The following is a 16,333-nucleotide window of genomic DNA, read 5'->3' as shown; positions in this document are numbered from 1 at the left end:
CCATGCGGTCGCCGCCCAGACTACGCCAGCGCCCCTACCTCACCTTGTGCAAGTCACCGCTGGGCGTCCCGCTGCCGGCGCCGTTGTCCTGGTAGTGCAGGGTGCCATCGGCGTTGAGCGTGAAGACCTGGGTGCCGGAGGCGGTGGAACAGCTGCCCGTGCTGCTGCCGGGCAACAGCCGGTCCTTGAAGGTGATCGTGCTGGTGGTGGACGACGCGAGTTTGTCGGCGCCCAGGCAGGCCAGTCCGGCGAGCCCTGTGACGGTGGTGATGCTGGTGCTGTTCTCGGCCCCGACCGTCCCCGGCCGGATGGCGATCGAGTACGGCTCGCTGAGCAGACCGTCGGAGGTGATCAGCGTCCCGGTCCAGGTCCCGAGGAAGACGGCCGGGACGGCGTTCGGGCTGGTCGGTCCAGGGGACGGAGCGGCCGGCGGGGTCGGGCCGGCGCCCGTGGCGATCCCGGAGTGGGTCGCGGATACGGAAGGCGTCGCCGACGCCGTCACCGTGCTCGTCCCGGCGGCGCCCCCTGTGCTCCCTGTGCTCCCTGTGCTCCCTGTACCGCTACCGCCCTTCTTCGGCAGCAGCAGCGGGACCAGCACCGCGGCGAGCACCGCCAGCAGCACCACTCCGCCGACCAGCACCCGCGTACGACCGCGCCCCGGTCGTTGCGGTGGCGGCTGCTGCCGCGTCGGCGGGGTCGCCATGGGAGGAACGTCGGACACCGCCTCCGACCCCTGCGCCGGTGTTGCATCCATCACCGGCGCAGGACCGAACCCCCTGGGCGCCGAAGCCGAAGCCGAAGCCGGAGCCGAAGCCGGGGCGGCAACCTCCCCCACCGTCTCCAGGTCCAGCAGCTCGGCCGTCCGCCGCCCCACCGAGGCGACCAGCAGCGGCGGCAGCCAGCCGTCGGACGGGCCGACCCCGCCCAGCTCCGCGCGCAGCTCGTCCAGGCCCGGGCGGTCGCCCGGCTCCTTCGCCAGGCAGCGCTCCACCACCGCGCGCAGCGGTCCGTCCGGCAGTCCCTCCAGTCGCGGGGCCTCGTGCATCACCCGGTAGAGCAGCAGCACCGGCGAGGTCCCGCTCTCGCCGAAGGGCCCGGCGCCGGTCGCGGCGAAGGCCAGCACCCCGCCCAGCGCGAAGACGTCGCTCGCGGGTCCCGCCGCCTCTCCCGCGCCCTGCTCCGGCGACATGTAGCCGGGCGAGCCGACCACATACCCGGACCGGGTCAGCGCTGTCGCGGCGTCCAGGGCTCTGGCGATGCCGAAGTCGATCAGTCGCGGTCCGTCCAGGGTGAGCAGCACATTGGACGGCTTCAGGTCGCGGTGCACCAGTCCGGTCGCGTGCACCGCGGCCAGCGAGTCGGCGAGTCCGACCCCCAGCATCCGCACCGACTCCTCCGGCAGCACCCCGAACTCCCTTACCGCGAGGTCGAGTCCGGGTCCGGGGACGTAACCGGTCGCCACCCAGGGCTGATCGCTCTCGGTGTCGGCGTCCAGCACCGGCGCGGTCCAGACACCCCCCACCCGCCGCGCCGCCGCGACCTCCTGCCGGAAGCGGGCCCGGAAGTCGGTGTCGTCGGCCAGGTCGGTGCGCACCAGCTTGACCGCGACGGTACGGCCCCCCGCCGTACGCCCCAGGTAGACCCGGCCCATCCCGCCCGCGCCGAGGCGCCCCAGCAGTCGGTACGCCCCGATCTGTCGCGGATCTCCCGCCCCCAACGGTTCCATGACTCGCCATCATGTCCGCCGGACCGACGGCCTGTCAGCCGTCCAGCAGGATCACGTCCTCCGTGCTCGCGCCGATCCGGCGGGCGAACTCCCGCATGCCCTCCAACTGCCGCTCCCCGAAGGAGAAGTCCAGTGCCTCGGCGAAGTAGCGGCGCAGCAGCTCCTCGTCGAACAGCTCCCAGCGGGCGGTCTGCTCGGCGACCTTGTCGACCTCCTCCATCGACAGGTCCCGCGACGCCAGGAACGCCCGGCGCACCTCGCGGACCAGCTCCGGCTCGCGCTCCAGGAAGTCCCTGCGGGCGGCCCAGACCGCGAAGACGAAGGGCAGCCCGGTCCAGTCCTTCCACATCGCGCCCAGGTCGTGGACGTCGAGGCCGAGCCTGGGCCCGTCGAACATGGTGGCGCGCAGTGCGGCGTCGCCGATCAGCACGGCGGCGTCGGCCTCCTGCATCATCAGCGCTAGGTCGGGCGGGCAGGTGTAGTAGTCGGGCTGCACGCCGTACTGCTCGGCCAGCAGCAGCTGCGCCAACCGCACCGACGTACGGCTGGTCGAGCCGAGGGCGACCTTGCGGCCGTCGAGCTGGTCCAGCGGCACCTGACTGACGATCACACAGGACAGCACCGGCCCGTCGCTGCCCACCGCGATGTCCGGCATGACGACCAGCTGGTCGGCGTTGCGCAGGTACTCGACGCAGGTGATCGGGGAGATGTCCAGGTCGCCGGCGACCAGGGCGTCGCTGAGCCGCTCGGGCGTGTCCTTGCTGAGGTCCAGGTCCAGCAGGCTGCCGGTACGGGCCAGGCCCCAGTAGATGGGGACGCAGTTCAGGAACTGGATGTGCCCCACCCGCGGCCGCAGGCGACGGTGGTCGCTGCCGCTCCCGGTGGGAACGTCCACACTCTCGGAGTTGTCGGGGTCGCCGTCACGCTCGGTGTATGTATCCACACCCAGCACAGTAGTCCGGGGGATGAGATCGTCCCTGGCCGGGCCCGGAAGCGCGTGCTAGGGTTTTCGCAGTTGCAGTTTGATTTCCCATGCAGTACTCGAGCCTGCGGAGCATGTGACCGCGGGCTTCTGTCGTTTTCAGAAGCTTTGTCACAGCGAAGTACCTGAAGCGGGGCGATCAGCGCAGCGGACCGGGCGCCACGAGGTGTGGCGTCCTTTACGTCCCTCGCAAGGAGAACGGTATGGCGACCGGAACCGTCAAGTGGTTCAACGCCGAGAAGGGCTTCGGCTTCATCGCCCAGGACGGCGGCGGCCCCGACGTCTTCGTCCACTACTCCGCCATCAACGCGAACGGCTTCCGCTCGCTTGAGGAGAACCAGACCGTGGAGTTCGACGTCACGCAGGGTCCCAAGGGCCCGCAGGCCGAGAACGTCACCACGATCTGAATCCCACCCACTGATCACCCGCTCCTGATCATCCGTGATCAGGCCGCACGATCGACCGGTGGCTAGCACAGCACCAACCCAAGAGGGCCCGCGCCGCTGCAGCGACGACGGGCCCTCTGCCTGTGCCTGTTCCGGCGGGACGGACGGCGGGACGCGGACGGCAAGGCGGACGGCATCGGCATCGGCATGCCAGGTCCGCCCGCTGGTCAGGGGGCTTGCAGCCGCCGCCCGCGCAACGCCAACTCGATCTCGAAGCGGGCGTCAGGATCCGCCAGCGCCTCCCCGAACAGTTCCTCGATGCCGCGCATCCGCTGACGCACCGTCTGCGGGTGCAGCCCCAACCGGGCGGCGACCTCCGGGGCGCTACCGGTCGAGGTCTCCAGCCACGCCAGCAGGGTCTCCTCCAGCCGCTCCCGCCGCTTCCCGGTCAGCCCCTCCAGCGGTGCCAGCCTCCGCGTCCCCAGCAGTGCGACCAAGTCCTGGTCGCCCAGCAGCAGCACCGAGGACAGCTGCTGGTCGCAGTGCACCAGCCCCGGTGCCGCATCCGCGGGCTGCCGCGTGGCGACGGTGCGGGCCCAGCGCAGCGACTGCGCCGCCTGGGCGACCGGGACGGCGGGTCCCAGCACGGCGGTACGGTCCGCCAGGACGGCGGCCAGCTGGTCGGTCCGGCCGGGCAGCTCCGGGTCCGCGAGGAACAGGCAGGGCTCGTGGCCCTCCAGGTCCGCGAGCACTGCCGGCATCGTCCGCAGCCCGGCGGCCGCGCCGAGCAGCCCGTCCGGACGCAGCGCCACGGCGGCGATCCGCTCGGGCAGCGGGTAGCGGGCCGCCCGCGAGCACTCGGCCAGAACCGGCTCGGCCGCGCCGCCGACGAGCAGTTGCACCAGCCTCCGCCGGGCCCGCCGCAGCGTGCCGGCCGCGTCCGCCCGCGCTTCGGCGTAGCCCTCGACCGAGGCGGCGGCCATCTCGTCGATATGCGCGAAAATCGCCTCCGCCAGAGCCGTCATCGCCGCCTCCGGCACCCCGGCCCGGCGCGCGAGCCGGGCGTACCGGCGCCACGCCAGCCTGGCCCCGAGCCGGTAGGCCGCCTGCAACGCGTCCAGGCTGCGGCCCTCGCGCCACTCGCCTCTCCCCAGCGCCCGGTACACCTGCAGCGATTCCTCGGGGTTGGCACGATCATCCGCGACGAGCTCGGCGAACTGCGCCACCGCCCGCGCCGCACCCTGCTGGATTCCGGCCCCGAACCTGCCGTCCAGCGGCCTCGCGTACTCGGGAATCTGGCGGCGTATCTCCTGCACGATCTCCGGCACCAGCCGCACATTCTCGGCTCTGATCAACGCCGAAAGCCCGGAGGGCAACACCGCCCAGGGACGAGGCTGCAAGTACGCCCGGGCCTGGGCTTGAGCGGGTCCCTGTAGCTGGGTCGAAACGGCCATCAAACCTCCTGCGTCGGTCCGCAATACCTGCCGATGCAGCAATTTCGATAATTGCCAGCAATCGATGGCAAGTTCCGGAGAATCACATCCCCCGACGTGAAGAATCCGCCCACGATTTCCTGCAACAATGAAAATTCTTGATGCCTGGGACGCAGTATCTGTCGCGTGTTACCGGAGTGTCAACATTGAAAAGCGGACGGGGATCACCCGGATAGGGTGGTGGACGGGGGAGGCCGGGCGGCGTAGCGCGCTGGTCCGGAAGCTGCAGGTGGCTTACATGGCGGCACCGTTGCCGCCCACCGCCGTCCGTGGCTTGTTGCTGTTGCTCGCTTCGCTCGCGGCGACAGGAGCAGGAGGGGTGCGGGCGGCCCGCCGTTGCCGAGCGGCGGGGCGGTTGGTGGTGCCTGCAGAAACGATTCGCCAGGTAGGTGCCCTATGCATTTGGGGTCACTCGACCTACTTTGGGGTCACTCATCCGACAGATCCCGCCCTGAATGTCCGATATGCCGTCAAGTCAGTGACCCCAAAGTAGGTCGAGTGACCCCAAAACGGACCACACCGACCGCCGCACGCCCCCCGGCCCGCCCCGCGCCCCCGCCGCACGGGCCCACGGCGCCCGGCCCACGCCCCCGCTCCCTGTAGTTGGCCGCTTTCGGGGCGGAGCCCCGGAGACAGGGGGCACCCCCGCCCGGAGGGTGGGGGCGGGCGCCGTCGCGGCCCGGCGAATGCCGTTGCAGCCAGGGGCGAGACACCGGACGACCTCGGTCCCCCTAGAAGCAGAGCGACCCGGCTTTTGCTCCCACGTAAGTTATACGTATAACCTAGAAGCCGAGCCACCACCCCCCACCCGAGGAGACCAGCCGCTGTGGGCTACCTCACCGTCCTGCGCAGCCCCCGGGTCGCCCGGCTGCTGCTGGGTACCCTCACCGGCCGTCTCCCCGCCGGGATGACCGTCGTCGCCATCGCCCTCGCGCTGCACGGCGCGGGCGCGCCCTACGCCAGGATCGGGCTGACCACCGCCGCGTACGCCGTCGCCGCCGCTGTCGGCGGTCCGGTGCTGGGGCGTCTGGTGGACCGGGCCGGGCAGCCGCGTGTGCTGCTGGTCTCCGCCTCCGTCGCCGCCTGCGGCTATGCCGCGCTGGCGGTGGCGCCGGGGAACCCGGCCGCCGCCCTGGCCGGCGCCGCGCTGGCCGGGCTCGCCATGCCGCCGCTGGAGCCCTGCCTGCGCTCGCTGTGGCCGGACATCGTCGCCCCGGCGGCCCTGGAGACCGCCTATGCGCTGGACTCGGCCGCTCAGCAGATCCTCTATGTGGCCGGGCCGCTGCTGGTCGCCGGGGTCGCCGCCTTCGGCAGCCCGTCGATCGCGCTGTGGCTGGCCGCCGGGCTGGGCATGCTCGGCACCGTGACCGTGGCGACCTCCGCGCCGGCCCGCGCCTGGCGGGCCCCGGTGCGCGCGAACGGCGCGGGCGCCGGCTGGCTGGGGCCGCTGCGCTCCCCCGGGTTGGTGCTGCTGCTGGTCGCCTTCGCCGGGACCGGCTGGGCCATCGGCGCGCAGAACATCCTCTTCGTCGCGTACGCCCAGGAGCACCCCGGCATCCCCGGCGGCGCCGGCGCCCTGCTCGCACTGGCCGCGCTCGCCGGGCTGCTGGGCGCCCTCGGCTACGGCGCGGTCCGGTGGAAAGCCCCGACCTCCACCCGGACCTGGGCCCTCGCCGTCGGCATGGCGCTCTGCTACCTGCCGTTGCTGCTGGTCCCGAGCCCGGGGTGGATGGGCGCAGCGGCGTTCGCCTCCGGCCTGGGCCTCGCTCCGCTGCTCGCCGCCGCCTTCCTGCTGATAGCCGAGCTGGCCCCGGTCGGGACCAGCACCGAGGCGTTCGCCTGGCTGGTCACCCTGTTCGCGACCGGCAACGCCCTCGGCTCAGCCGTCTCCGGTGCGGTCGTCGGCGGCTCGCTGCGTGCCGCCGCGCTGATCGCCGTCGGCGGGATCGCGGCAGGGGCGGTGCTGTTGCTGACCACCCGGCGGCTGCTGGTCGCCGCGCCGGCGGTCGGTTACAGCGGCTCCGACATCGCCGATTCCGATTCCGACTCCGCCGTGCCCAGCGCCCACTCCGCCACCGTCTCGTAGTGCGCTGGCCCGGCGCCCAGATGACTGCGCATCAGGCGTAGCGAGGTGGCTGGCCACTCCGTGCCGGAGAAGTCCGCGAGCGCACCGGCCAGCGCGTGCAGGCCCCTGCCAGCCGCCGTGGGGGGACCGCTGCGGCCGCCCGCCCTGGCCAGGGTGAGGTGGCCCTGGAACGGGCGTTCGTCGACATCGATGCCGGTGTCGCGGGCCGCTTTCGCGACCTCGTCGGCGAGTCGGCGCAGCGGCAGGGTATCCCCCTCGACGCCCGCCCACAGCGCGCGTTCGCCGAAGCGACCGCTGCCGGCGAGGCGCAGCCGGGGCGTCCGGACGACGGAGGCCGCTGCGGCGGCCAGGCGGCCGCGCAGCGGCTCCAGGTGCTCGGCGTCGACCTGGCCGAGGAAGGCCAGGGTGAGGTGCCAGGTGGGTTCCCCGGTCCAGCGCAGGCCGGCGGCCTGCGGCAGCGTGTGCAGCGGCGCCACCGCAGCGGCCAGTTCACGGATCGCCGCCGGGGGCGGCACGACAGCGGCGAAGAGTCTCATGCGGGCAGTCTCGGTCACGGCCTTCTCGTGGGAAAGAGCCGACGAGTACAAAGATCATATGGAGATACGACTTGCCGAACCCGAAGACCTCCACCCCGTGCTGAAGATCCTGGACGGGACGGTGGAATGGCTGGGCGCCCAGGGGCGCGCCGGCCAGTGGGGCACCGAGCCCTGGTCCACCCGTCCGGCTCTGGTGGAACGGGTGAGCGGACGGATCGCCCGCCGTGAGGCGCGGGTGGCGGTGCTGGACGGGGAGGTCGCCGGGGTGGTGTCGGTGTCCGGGGAGGCGCAGCCCTACGTCCGCCCGGCCGGGGAACCGGAGCTGTACGTGAACCTGCTGGCGACCGAACGCCGCCTCAAGGGCCGTCGCGTCGGCGGCGCGCTGCTGGACGCCGCGCGGGCGGAGGCCCTGCGACAGGGGCTCGGCCTGCTGCGGGTGGACTGCTACGCCGGGGACGACGGCAAGCTGGTGGCGTACTACCGCAGTCAGGGGTTCCAGGAGGTGGAGCCGTTCGTCGTCTCCCGCGAGGGGCTGCCCGACTGGCCGGGGATGCTGCTGGCACAGCGGCTGGACTGAAGCCGAACTGGGGATACGGATCGGGGATCTGTCCCGCTTTTCGCGACAGATCCCCGATCCGTACCGCCGCTCAGACCCGCGCCGGGCTCACGCCGCGACGACGACCTGCGGTGCCTGCCGCGGGACGAAGGCGATCAGCTGGTGCTCGGGACCGCGGTGCAGGTCGAGCTGGACCCGCAGATTGCCGATCCGGGCCAGCACCAGGCCGATCCCCGCAGCGGCGGCGGCCGAGACGAGACCGCAGGCCAGCAGCCCGACCCTGGGGCCGAACTGCTCGGTGACCCAGCCGACCAGCGGCGCGCCCAACGGCGTCCCGCCGGCGAAGACCATCATGTAGAGGCTCATCACCCGGCCCCGCATCGCCGGGTCGGTGCGCAGCTGGATCAGCGAGTTGGCCGCCGTGTTCGTGGTCATGCCGAACAGGCCGACCAGGGTCAGCAGCGCCGCGAAGACCCAGTACGAGGGCGACACCGCCGAGACCGCCTCCACCAGGCCGAAGACCAGCGCGGCCACCACCAGCAGCCGCAGCCGGGGCCTGCTGCGACGCGCGGCGACCAGCGCGCCGGCCAGCGAGCCGACGGCCATCGCGGTGTTGAGCAGACCGTACAGCCCGGGTCCGACATGGAAGACCGAGTACGCGAACGCGGACAGGATGGTCGCGAAGTTGAACCCGAAGGTGCCGATGAAGCCGACCAGGACGATCGGCCAGATCAGGTCGGGGCGTCCGGCGACGTAGCGCAGCCCTTCCCTCAACTGTCCCTTCTCGCGCGGCAGCTGCGGGGTGCGGTGCAGCTCGGCGCTGCGCATCGCGAGCAGGCCGAGGATCACCGCGCCGAAGGAGACGGCGTTGACCGCGAAGGCGTACCCGGCGCCGACGGCGGCCATCAGGCCACCGGCGACGGCCGGGCCGATCAGCCGGGCGGTCTGGAAGTTGGCGGCGTTCAGGCTGACCGCGTTACCGAGGTCCTTCTTGCCGACCATCTCCACCACGAAGGTCTGCCGGGTCGGGTTGTCGACCACGGTGACCAGGCCGAGCAGGAAGGCGAAGAGGTAGATGTGCCAGACCTGGATGACGCCGGAGAGCGTCAGTGCGGCGAGCCCCACGGCGAGCAGCCCCATCGCGGCCTGGGTGGCGATCAGCAGCTGCCGCTTGGGGAAGCGGTCGGCGAGGACGCCGCCGAAGAGGCCGAACAGCAGCATGGGCAGGAACTGCATGGCGGTGGTCACGCCGACGGCGAAGGCGCTGCCGGTGATGCTGAGGACGAGCCAGTCCTGGGCGATGCGCTGGACCCAGGTGCCCGAGTTGGAGATGACCTGGCCGATGAAGAAGTAGCGGTAGTTGCGGTTCCGCAGCGCGGAGAACATCCCGCGATTGGTCTTCTCGGTCTTCTGGGTCCTGCCGCTCGTGCCGGTCCTGTCCCCGGCGCTCGTACGGCCGGGGCTGGTGCGTTCGTCGGGGTCGTCGTCGACGGGGACGACGAGTGACTGCGTCGGGGTCTCCTCGGCGGCGTCGGCCTCGGTGGCGAGGCTGACCGCGTTGGCGGTGGTGCGGCTGGTGTCACTGGTACGGATGTTCGCTGTGGTGGCTCCGGTCTGTGCAGGCAATAGCTTGTCCCCTGGCTGGTAACGAATGATCGAATTCTGTAGGGCGCGGCGGGTCAGAGCTGCGCGAGGCGCTCCAGTACCGGCGCGGCGGCGCGCAGCACGGCCCACTCCTCCTCGCTGAGCTCCCCCGCGAGGTCGGCGAGCCATGCGTCCCGCTTGGCCCGGCTCTGGTCGAGGATGCTCTCGGCCTGCTCGGTGCTGCTGACGACGACCTGCCGACGGTCGTCGGGGTGCGGTTCCCTCCGCACCAGGCCCTTCTCCTCCAGCATCGCGATGATCCTCGTCATCGACGGCGGCTGGACGTGTTCCTTGCGCGCCAGCTCGCCCGGGGACGCGCTGCCGCAGCGGGCGAGAGTCGCCAGCACCTGCATCTCGGTGGGCGTCAGCGACTCCTCGACGCGCTGGTTGCGCAGGCGGCGGGAGAGTCGCATCACGGCGGACCGCAGCATGCTGACCGCTGCGGCGTCGCTCTCGGAGAGCTCGGGCATGTTCCTTAGCCTAACTCATTACCGAGCCTAAGTAAAATTCATTGCATGGGACACGCATCACAGCCGAGCACCGATCGGCAACGCAGCGGCCCGCCCCTCTGGCAACAAGGGACGGGCCGCGGAATCCACAGAACGAACACGGTCAGCTGTGGCTGCCGACCGCCTTCCGGCGGCGCGCCACCAGAACGGCCCCCGCGCCCAGCGCGATGGCGGCCGCACCGGCCAGCATCAGCGGCGTGGAGTCACTGCCTCCACCGGTGCTCGCCAGGGAACCGCCGCCGGCCGTCGGCGAGGCCGACGCCGCGCTGCTCGGCTGCGCAGAAGAAGAGGACGAGGCGGCAGTGGAGGACGGGGCGGATCCGCCCGAGGACTTCGCCGAGTTGATGACGAGCCTGGCGACATCGTCAGTGAAGTTGGCCGTCGTGTCCTCGGCGGCCAGGGCCACCACATTGCCCCAGTCTCCGCTGAACGTGCGGAGCGGCTTGATCCCGAAGGCGAACGTGACCGCCTGTCCGGGGGCAACGGTCTTCTGGGTGGCGCAGGCGTAGGCGTGAGGGGTACCGGAACCCGAGTACCCGGAACCGTCGGGGCCGGACAGCTCGACCACGCACGCCTTGGGAACGGAGGTGACCTGCACGTCCCCAGGGAACGTGACGTAGGTGCCCAGCGTGCCCTTGGGGAGGTCGGGCCCGATGTTGATCAGGCTCGTGAAGGTGGTGTTCCCCGAGTTGCGCGTACCCACGGTCACCGTGGACACCTTGCCGACGACGCCGTTCACCGTCCCGCCGACCGCTGCGACATCGCTGACGATGCCGGTGTCGATGTTGGTGTAGTAGAGGTTGTTGTAGGTGTCGATGTCCTTGCTGGGGTCCGGCGTGGCCACGGCCCTACCGGCGCCGGTGACCTGCACGAGCTGCAGGACCGGGCCGGTGCCCTTGGTCCCGGTCGGCGTGCCGATCCAGTCGTCCTTGCTGAGCCCGGCGTAGTACTGGATCTGATCGCCGTGCGCCCCTGCGGGCACCGAGACCGAGAACGGGGTCTGCAGTTGGAACGTCTGACCGGGCTTCACCACGGCGTCGGGGAAGCTGCACTCGACCTCGCGGACGCCGCCCTGGTACGAACCGTAGACGCAGTTGCTGAAGTTGCCGGGGACCGTGGCGTTTCCGCGCTGGTCGTGCAGGCCGATGACGATGCCCTTGGCGTCGGTGCTGCCGAGGTTGGTCAGCCGCAGCGGAAGCGCGGTGGTCTTCCCGGCCGGGGTCTTGATGACCGACCCCAGGTCGTTGATGGCCAGGTCGGGGCCGTCGCCTACGGTGACGCCCAGGTAGTCGTGCTGGTTCGCCGCCTCGACGGCGTTGTCTGCCGTCACCTTGAAGGTGACATTGCCCTGCTGGCCGGCAACGGCTCCGACCGCGGCCCGAACGCCGACCGAGAACTCGGCAGCTGCTCCCGCGCCGCCGAGGGCGCCGATCGGCAGGTTCCCCAGCGTGCACAGCTCGTGCTGGTGGTCCGCACCGGTGAAGCTGCAGTTCTTGCCGAGGGACAGCTCGACGGCACCCTTCAGACCGGTGGCGTCCACCACGACCTTGACCCCTTGCAGGGCGGTCCCATCAGCCCTGATCGACATGGACAGGGGCCGGAACGCCTCACCGTGGCCCCCCGTGCGCACGGGAACCGTGCGGTCGAAGCCGGTCTCGACCCAGAACGTCGGCTTGCTCGACGCCGAGGCGTGGGACACGCCCGCACCGGCGAGCAGACCGACAGAAGCGGTTATCAGGGCGGTCGCCGTCCCGGCAGCCCGAAGCACGCGCATGCGTCCCATCAGAGTCCTCTGTTCACAGGATTATCACGGCGGAGCATACGACTGCACACAGACTCCGTCCGACCGCTTCCGCTCGCATACATCGGATGGATACGGACAATCACCTGGGAACCGCCCTCGGCCGTTACCGAAGTGTTGTTGCCTCGCCCGCCGCCGCGTACGCACAAGGCCCCCGTTCCCGGGTCTGGGAACGGGGGCCGGCGCGTGAGCGGGAGCGCTACTGCCCCAGGCCGAGGGCCGGCATCAGGTAGTAGAAGGCGAAGACCGCGGCGACGACGTAGAGGGCTACAGGCACCTCGCGGAAGCGGCCGGTGGCGAGCTTGAGGATGCAGAAGACCAGGAAGCCGATGCCGATCCCGTTGGTGATCGAATAGGTGAACGGCATGATCACCATGGTCAGGAACGCCGGGACGGCGAGGGTGAAGTCGGACCAGTCGATGTCCCTGATGCCGTTGGAGAGGATCAGGAAGCCGACCACGACCAGCACCGGGGTGGCCGCCTGGGTCGGGACCATGGTGGCCAGCGGGGTGAGGAAGAGCGCCACCACGAAGAACAGGCCGGTGACGATGGAGGCCAGGCCGGTGCGGGCGCCCTCGCCGACGCCGGCGGTGGACTCGACGAAGCAGGTGTTGGCGGAGCTGGAGGTCGCGCCGCCGATGGCGGTGGCGATGCCGTCGACCATCAGCACCTTGCTCATACCGGGCAGGTTGCCGTTGTCGTCCAGCAGGTGCGCCTCGTCGCTGACGCCGAGGATGGTGCCCATCGCGTCGAAGAAGCAGGACAGCAGCACCGTGAAAACGAAGAGGATCCCGGTGAGGATGCCGACCTGGTGGAAGCCGCCGAACAGGCTGACCTTGCCGATCAGGCCGAAGTCCGGGGTGGAGACGAGGTGGTGCGGGATCTCGGGGACGGTCAGACCCCACTGGGCGGCCGGGACGTGGGCGGCCTTGTCGAGTACGACGGCCAGCACGGTGGCGACCACGATGCTGATCAGGATGGCGCCGGGGACCTTGCGGGCCATCAGCACCAGGGTGAGCAGCGCGGCGACCACGAAGACCAGCACCGGCCAGCCGTTGAGGTGGCCGTTGTCACCCAACTGCAGCGGCACTGTGGTCTGCGCGGCGTCCGGGATGCGGGTGACGAAGCCGCCGTCGACCAGGCCGATCAGCGCGATGAACAGGCCGATGCCGATGGCGATGAACTTGCGCAGACCGAGCGGGACGGCGTTCATGACCCGCTCGCGCAGGCCGGTGGCGACCAGCAGCATGATCGCCAGACCGGCCAGCACCACCATGCCCATGGCGTCGGGCCAGCTCATCTTGGGGGCGAGCTGCAGCGCCACGATGCTGTTGGTGCCCAGGCCGGCGGCCAGGGCCAGCGGGATGTTGCCGATGACGCCCATGAGCAGGGTGGTGAACGCCGCGGTGATCACCGTGGCGGTGACCAGCTGGCCGCCGTTCAGGTGGTGACCGAACTTGTCCGTGGCCGAGGACAGGATGATCGGGTTCAACACGATGATGTACGCCATCGTGAAGAAGGTCGCGGCGCCGCCACGGATCTCCCGGGCGAAGGACGAGTCGCGCTCGCTGACCTTGAAGTAGCGGTCGACGGCATTGGCCGGGGCCACGGATGACATGCGCTGTTCCTTTTGCAAGTGCTGTTCGATCAAAGTCGGAGTACGAAACGTCAAGAAGACGCGCCGCATCAAACCGGAACGGCCAGTATGAATTCACTCAACCAAAGTGGCCATCTGCGCGCGTAGACTGTACTTTCCTCCAAAGAACGGCCGAACGGGGGTGTCATCCGTCCCGCGCTACGGCCCCCCGTACGCTTGTCACGTGAAGACGACCAAGCTCCCCTCGGCACCGCCCATGGAGGCCAACGATGTCGCCATCGTGACCGGTGGCACCGTGGTGTGGCTGGTGGGCTTCGTCGTGCTGCTGCCCTTCCACGGCTGGCTCGCCGACCACGGCGACACCAAGTGGCTGTGGACCTGCCTGGCCGGTTTCGGCCTCGGGCTGATCGGCATCTGGTACTGCCGCGCCCGCCGCGACGCGATCCGGCGCTCGCAGGCAGCCGAGGCCGCCGGGACGGCGGAGGCGGCCGACGCTTCCCGGGCGGAGTAGGCCCAGCGGGCATCCGCACACCCCGACGTCTAGGGTCGGGAGCATGACTGCAGCGGGCGAACGCGCGACCGGCCTCACCTCCGCAGAGGTCGCCGAGCGGGTCTCCCGCGGCGAGGTCAACGACGTACCCGTGCGGTCCAGCCGTTCCACCACCGAGATCGTCCGGGCCAACGTCCTCACCCGCTTCAACGCCATCATCGGCACCCTGTTCGTCGTGATCATGGCGGTGGGGCCGGTCCAGGACGCGTTGTTCGGCTTCATCATCGTCGCCAACACCGGCATCGGGATCATCCAGGAGCTTCGCGCCAAGCGGACCCTGGACAACCTCGCCGTGGTCGGCGAGGCGCACCCCAGGGTCCGCAGGGACGGCGCGAGCCGGGAGCTGACCAATGCCGAGATCGTCCTCGGCGACCTGGTCGAGCTGGGATCCGGCGACCGGGTCACCGTGGACGGCCGGATCAGCGAGGCCGACGCGCTGGAGATCGACGAGTCGCTGCTCACCGGCGAGGCCGACCCGGTGCTGAAGCACCCCGGCGACCCGGTGCTCTCCGGCAGCTTCGTGGTCGCCGGCTCCGGCGCCTTCACCACCACCAAGGTCGGCCGCGAGGCGTACGCGGCCCAGCTCGCCGAGGAGGCCAGCCGGTTCACCCTGGTCTCCTCCGAGCTGCGCAGCGGCATCGACACGATCCTGCGCTACATCACCTGGATGCTGCTCCCCACCGCGCTCGGGCTGATCCTCAGTCAGCTGTACGTCAACAAGCAGAACGTCGCCGAGGCCGTACGGCGGATGGTCGCCGGGATCGTGCCGATGGTGCCCGAGGGCCTGGTCCTGCTCACCTCCATGGCCTTCGCCATCGGGGTGATCCGGCTGGGGCGGCGGCAGTGCCTGGTCCAGGAGCTGCCCGCGATCGAGGGGCTGGCCCGGGTGGACACGGTCTGCCTGGACAAGACCGGCACCCTCACCGAGGGCGGCATGGACATCGCCGAGCTGCGCCCACTCGACGGCGCGGACCCGGCCATGGCCGAGCGGGTGCTCGGCATCCTGGGCACCGCCGACCCCCGGCCCAACGCCAGTCTCCAGGCGATCATCGACACCTATCCGGTCGGCGAGGGCTGGCGGCTGCTGGAGGCCGCCCCCTTCTCCTCGGCCCGCAAGTGGTCCGGGGCGGTGCTCCAGGAACCGGCCGGCGGGGAGGCGACCTGGCTGCTCGGCGCGCCCGACGTACTGCTGCCGGCCGGGCACCCCGTCCTCGCCGAGGTGGACCGGCTGGGCGAGCAGGGCCTGCGGGTGCTGCTGCTGGGACGCTCCGGGACTCCGCTGAGCGGGCCCGACCCGGCGGCGGGGCTGGCGGCCCTGGCGCTGGTGGCGCTGCGGCAGCGGGTGCGTCCGGACGCGGCGCAGACCCTCGCCTACTTCCGGCACCAGAACGTCGACGCCAAGGTGATCTCCGGCGACAACGCGGTGTCGGTCGGCGCCGTCGCCGCCTCGCTCGGGCTGCCCGGGGCCGAGGACCCGGTGGACGCGCGGACCCTGCCCACCGACCCCGTGCTGCTGGCCCAGGTCGTCGAGAAGCACTCCGTCTTCGGCCGGGTGACGCCCCAGCAGAAGCGGGACATGGTGGGCGCACTGCAGTCCCGCGGCCACCATGTGGCGATGACCGGCGACGGCGTCAACGACGTGCTGGCGCTGAAGGACGCCGACATCGGCGTGGCCATGGGCGCGGGCAGCGAGGCGACCCGCGCGGTCGCCCAGATCGTGCTGCTGGACAACCGGTTCTCCACGCTGCCGCAGGTCGTCGGCGAGGGCCGCCGGGTGATCGGCAACATCGAGCGGGTGGCCAACCTGTTCCTGGTGAAGACGGTGTACTCGGTGCTGCTGGCGCTCGCCGTGATCATCTGCCGGGTGCCGTACCCGTTCCTGCCGCGGCACTCCACCGTGCTGAGCGCGCTGACGATCGGGGTGCCCGGCTTCTTCCTGGCGCTGGCGCCCAACAACGAACGGGCCAGGCCGGGCTTCGTCCGACGGGTGCTGCGGTTCGCGGTGCCGGCCGGGGTGATCGCCGGGGCGGCCTCGTTCACCTGCTACCTGCTGGCCCGGGCCGACCATGCGACCGGGCAGGTCGCGGACACCAGCAGCACCACGCTGACGCTGTTCCTGGTCGCGCTGTGGGTGCTGGCGATCATCGCCAGGCCCTACACCTGGTGGCGGGTGCTGCTGGTACTGGCCATGGGCGGGGGCTTCGCGCTGGTGCTGGTGGTGCCCTGGCTGCAGACCTTCTTCCAGCTGCACCTGGTCGGCTGGCGGGACCCGTGGACCGGGGTGGCGATCTCGGTCGGCGCCGGGCTGCTGCTGGAGGTGGTCTGGCGGGTGATCCGGCCCGAGGCCGGGGCCGGGGCCGGAGTCGGGGCCGGGGCCGGGGCCGATGCCGGGGCCCAGGTCGCGGACGGCGTCACCGCCGAGGTCGCGGCCAGGGTCACCGGGGACGCCGCCAAATAGACGTCGCTT

Annotated in this window: 13 protein-coding genes; 5 read left to right on the top strand and 8 right to left on the bottom strand. The window is 71.1% G+C overall.

The window, feature by feature from the left end:
* Window positions 1-34 precede the first annotated feature (34 nt).
* Together ABH941_RS11160 and ABH941_RS11155 are read right to left on the bottom strand one after the other, a co-directional pair.
* Complete coding sequence (locus ABH941_RS11160) at window positions 35-1,726, bottom strand: serine/threonine-protein kinase (protein WP_370128739.1); 1,692 nt, start codon at window positions 1,724-1,726, stop codon at window positions 35-37.
* A gap of 34 nt (window positions 1,727-1,760) precedes the next feature.
* Window positions 1,761-2,621 (bottom strand): menaquinone biosynthetic enzyme MqnA/MqnD family protein, encoded by an 861-nt coding sequence (locus ABH941_RS11155; protein WP_370129048.1) that lies wholly within the window; start codon window positions 2,619-2,621, stop codon window positions 1,761-1,763.
* Window positions 2,622-2,911: 290 nt separating this feature from the next.
* Here ABH941_RS11155 and ABH941_RS11150 point away from each other — a divergent pair, with 290 nt between their 5' ends.
* Complete coding sequence (locus ABH941_RS11150; protein WP_134003615.1) at window positions 2,912-3,115, top strand: cold-shock protein; 204 nt, start codon at window positions 2,912-2,914, stop codon at window positions 3,113-3,115.
* A gap of 206 nt (window positions 3,116-3,321) precedes the next feature.
* Here ABH941_RS11150 and ABH941_RS11145 read toward each other — a convergent pair whose 3' ends face one another.
* Window positions 3,322-4,449, bottom strand: a complete 1,128-nt coding sequence (locus ABH941_RS11145; RefSeq protein ID WP_370128737.1) for a PucR family transcriptional regulator — start codon at window positions 4,447-4,449, stop codon at window positions 3,322-3,324.
* Between the two features lie 964 nt (window positions 4,450-5,413).
* Between ABH941_RS11145 and ABH941_RS11140 the strand changes: the two genes are divergently transcribed.
* On the top strand, window positions 5,414-6,673 hold the full coding sequence (locus tag ABH941_RS11140) for an MFS transporter (protein ID WP_370128736.1): 1,260 nt from the start codon (window positions 5,414-5,416) through the stop codon (window positions 6,671-6,673).
* Here ABH941_RS11140 and thpR read toward each other — a convergent pair.
* On the bottom strand, window positions 6,598-7,209 hold the full coding sequence (gene thpR / locus ABH941_RS11135) for an RNA 2',3'-cyclic phosphodiesterase (protein ID WP_370128735.1): 612 nt from the start codon (window positions 7,207-7,209) through the stop codon (window positions 6,598-6,600). The two genes, ABH941_RS11140 and thpR, sit on opposite strands and share 76 nt — an antisense overlap.
* A 58-nt stretch (window positions 7,210-7,267) precedes the next feature.
* On the opposite strand from thpR, the gene ABH941_RS11130 reads away from it, so the two are divergent.
* Window positions 7,268-7,786, top strand: a complete 519-nt coding sequence (locus ABH941_RS11130; protein ID WP_370128734.1) for an N-acetyltransferase family protein — start codon at window positions 7,268-7,270, stop codon at window positions 7,784-7,786.
* Window positions 7,787-7,873: 87 nt separating this feature from the next.
* Here the strand turns inward: ABH941_RS11130 and ABH941_RS11125 are convergent, their stop codons facing one another.
* The 4 genes from ABH941_RS11125 to ABH941_RS11110 form a co-directional block, all read right to left on the bottom strand.
* Complete coding sequence (locus ABH941_RS11125) at window positions 7,874-9,151, bottom strand: MFS transporter (protein ID WP_370129047.1); 1,278 nt, start codon at window positions 9,149-9,151, stop codon at window positions 7,874-7,876.
* Between the two features lie 293 nt (window positions 9,152-9,444).
* Window positions 9,445-9,879 (bottom strand): MarR family winged helix-turn-helix transcriptional regulator, encoded by a 435-nt coding sequence (locus ABH941_RS11120; RefSeq protein ID WP_134003605.1) that lies wholly within the window; start codon window positions 9,877-9,879, stop codon window positions 9,445-9,447.
* Between the two features lie 142 nt (window positions 9,880-10,021).
* A complete protein-coding gene (locus ABH941_RS11115) occupies window positions 10,022-11,692 on the bottom strand; it encodes an LPXTG cell wall anchor domain-containing protein (protein ID WP_370128733.1) in 1,671 nt (556 codons plus the stop codon).
* A gap of 226 nt (window positions 11,693-11,918) precedes the next feature.
* A complete protein-coding gene (locus ABH941_RS11110) occupies window positions 11,919-13,337 on the bottom strand; it encodes an NCS2 family permease (RefSeq protein ID WP_370128731.1) in 1,419 nt (472 codons plus the stop codon).
* 202 nt (window positions 13,338-13,539) lie between these two features.
* On the opposite strand from ABH941_RS11110, the gene ABH941_RS11105 reads away from it, so the two are divergent.
* Both ABH941_RS11105 and ABH941_RS11100 read left to right on the top strand, forming a co-directional pair.
* A complete protein-coding gene (locus ABH941_RS11105) occupies window positions 13,540-13,827 on the top strand; it encodes a DUF2530 domain-containing protein (RefSeq protein ID WP_370128730.1) in 288 nt (95 codons plus the stop codon).
* Window positions 13,828-13,870: 43 nt separating this feature from the next.
* Window positions 13,871-16,324, top strand: a complete 2,454-nt coding sequence (locus tag ABH941_RS11100; RefSeq protein WP_370128729.1) for an HAD-IC family P-type ATPase — start codon at window positions 13,871-13,873, stop codon at window positions 16,322-16,324.
* The last annotated feature ends 9 nt before the right edge of the window (window positions 16,325-16,333 follow it).

It is taken from the genome of Streptacidiphilus sp. EB103A, assembly GCF_041261405.1.
Lineage (GTDB): Bacteria > Actinomycetota > Actinomycetes > Streptomycetales > Streptomycetaceae > Streptacidiphilus.
The sequence above is the reverse complement of the archived record's forward strand: the minus strand, read 5'-3'. Positions and strand labels throughout refer to the sequence as shown.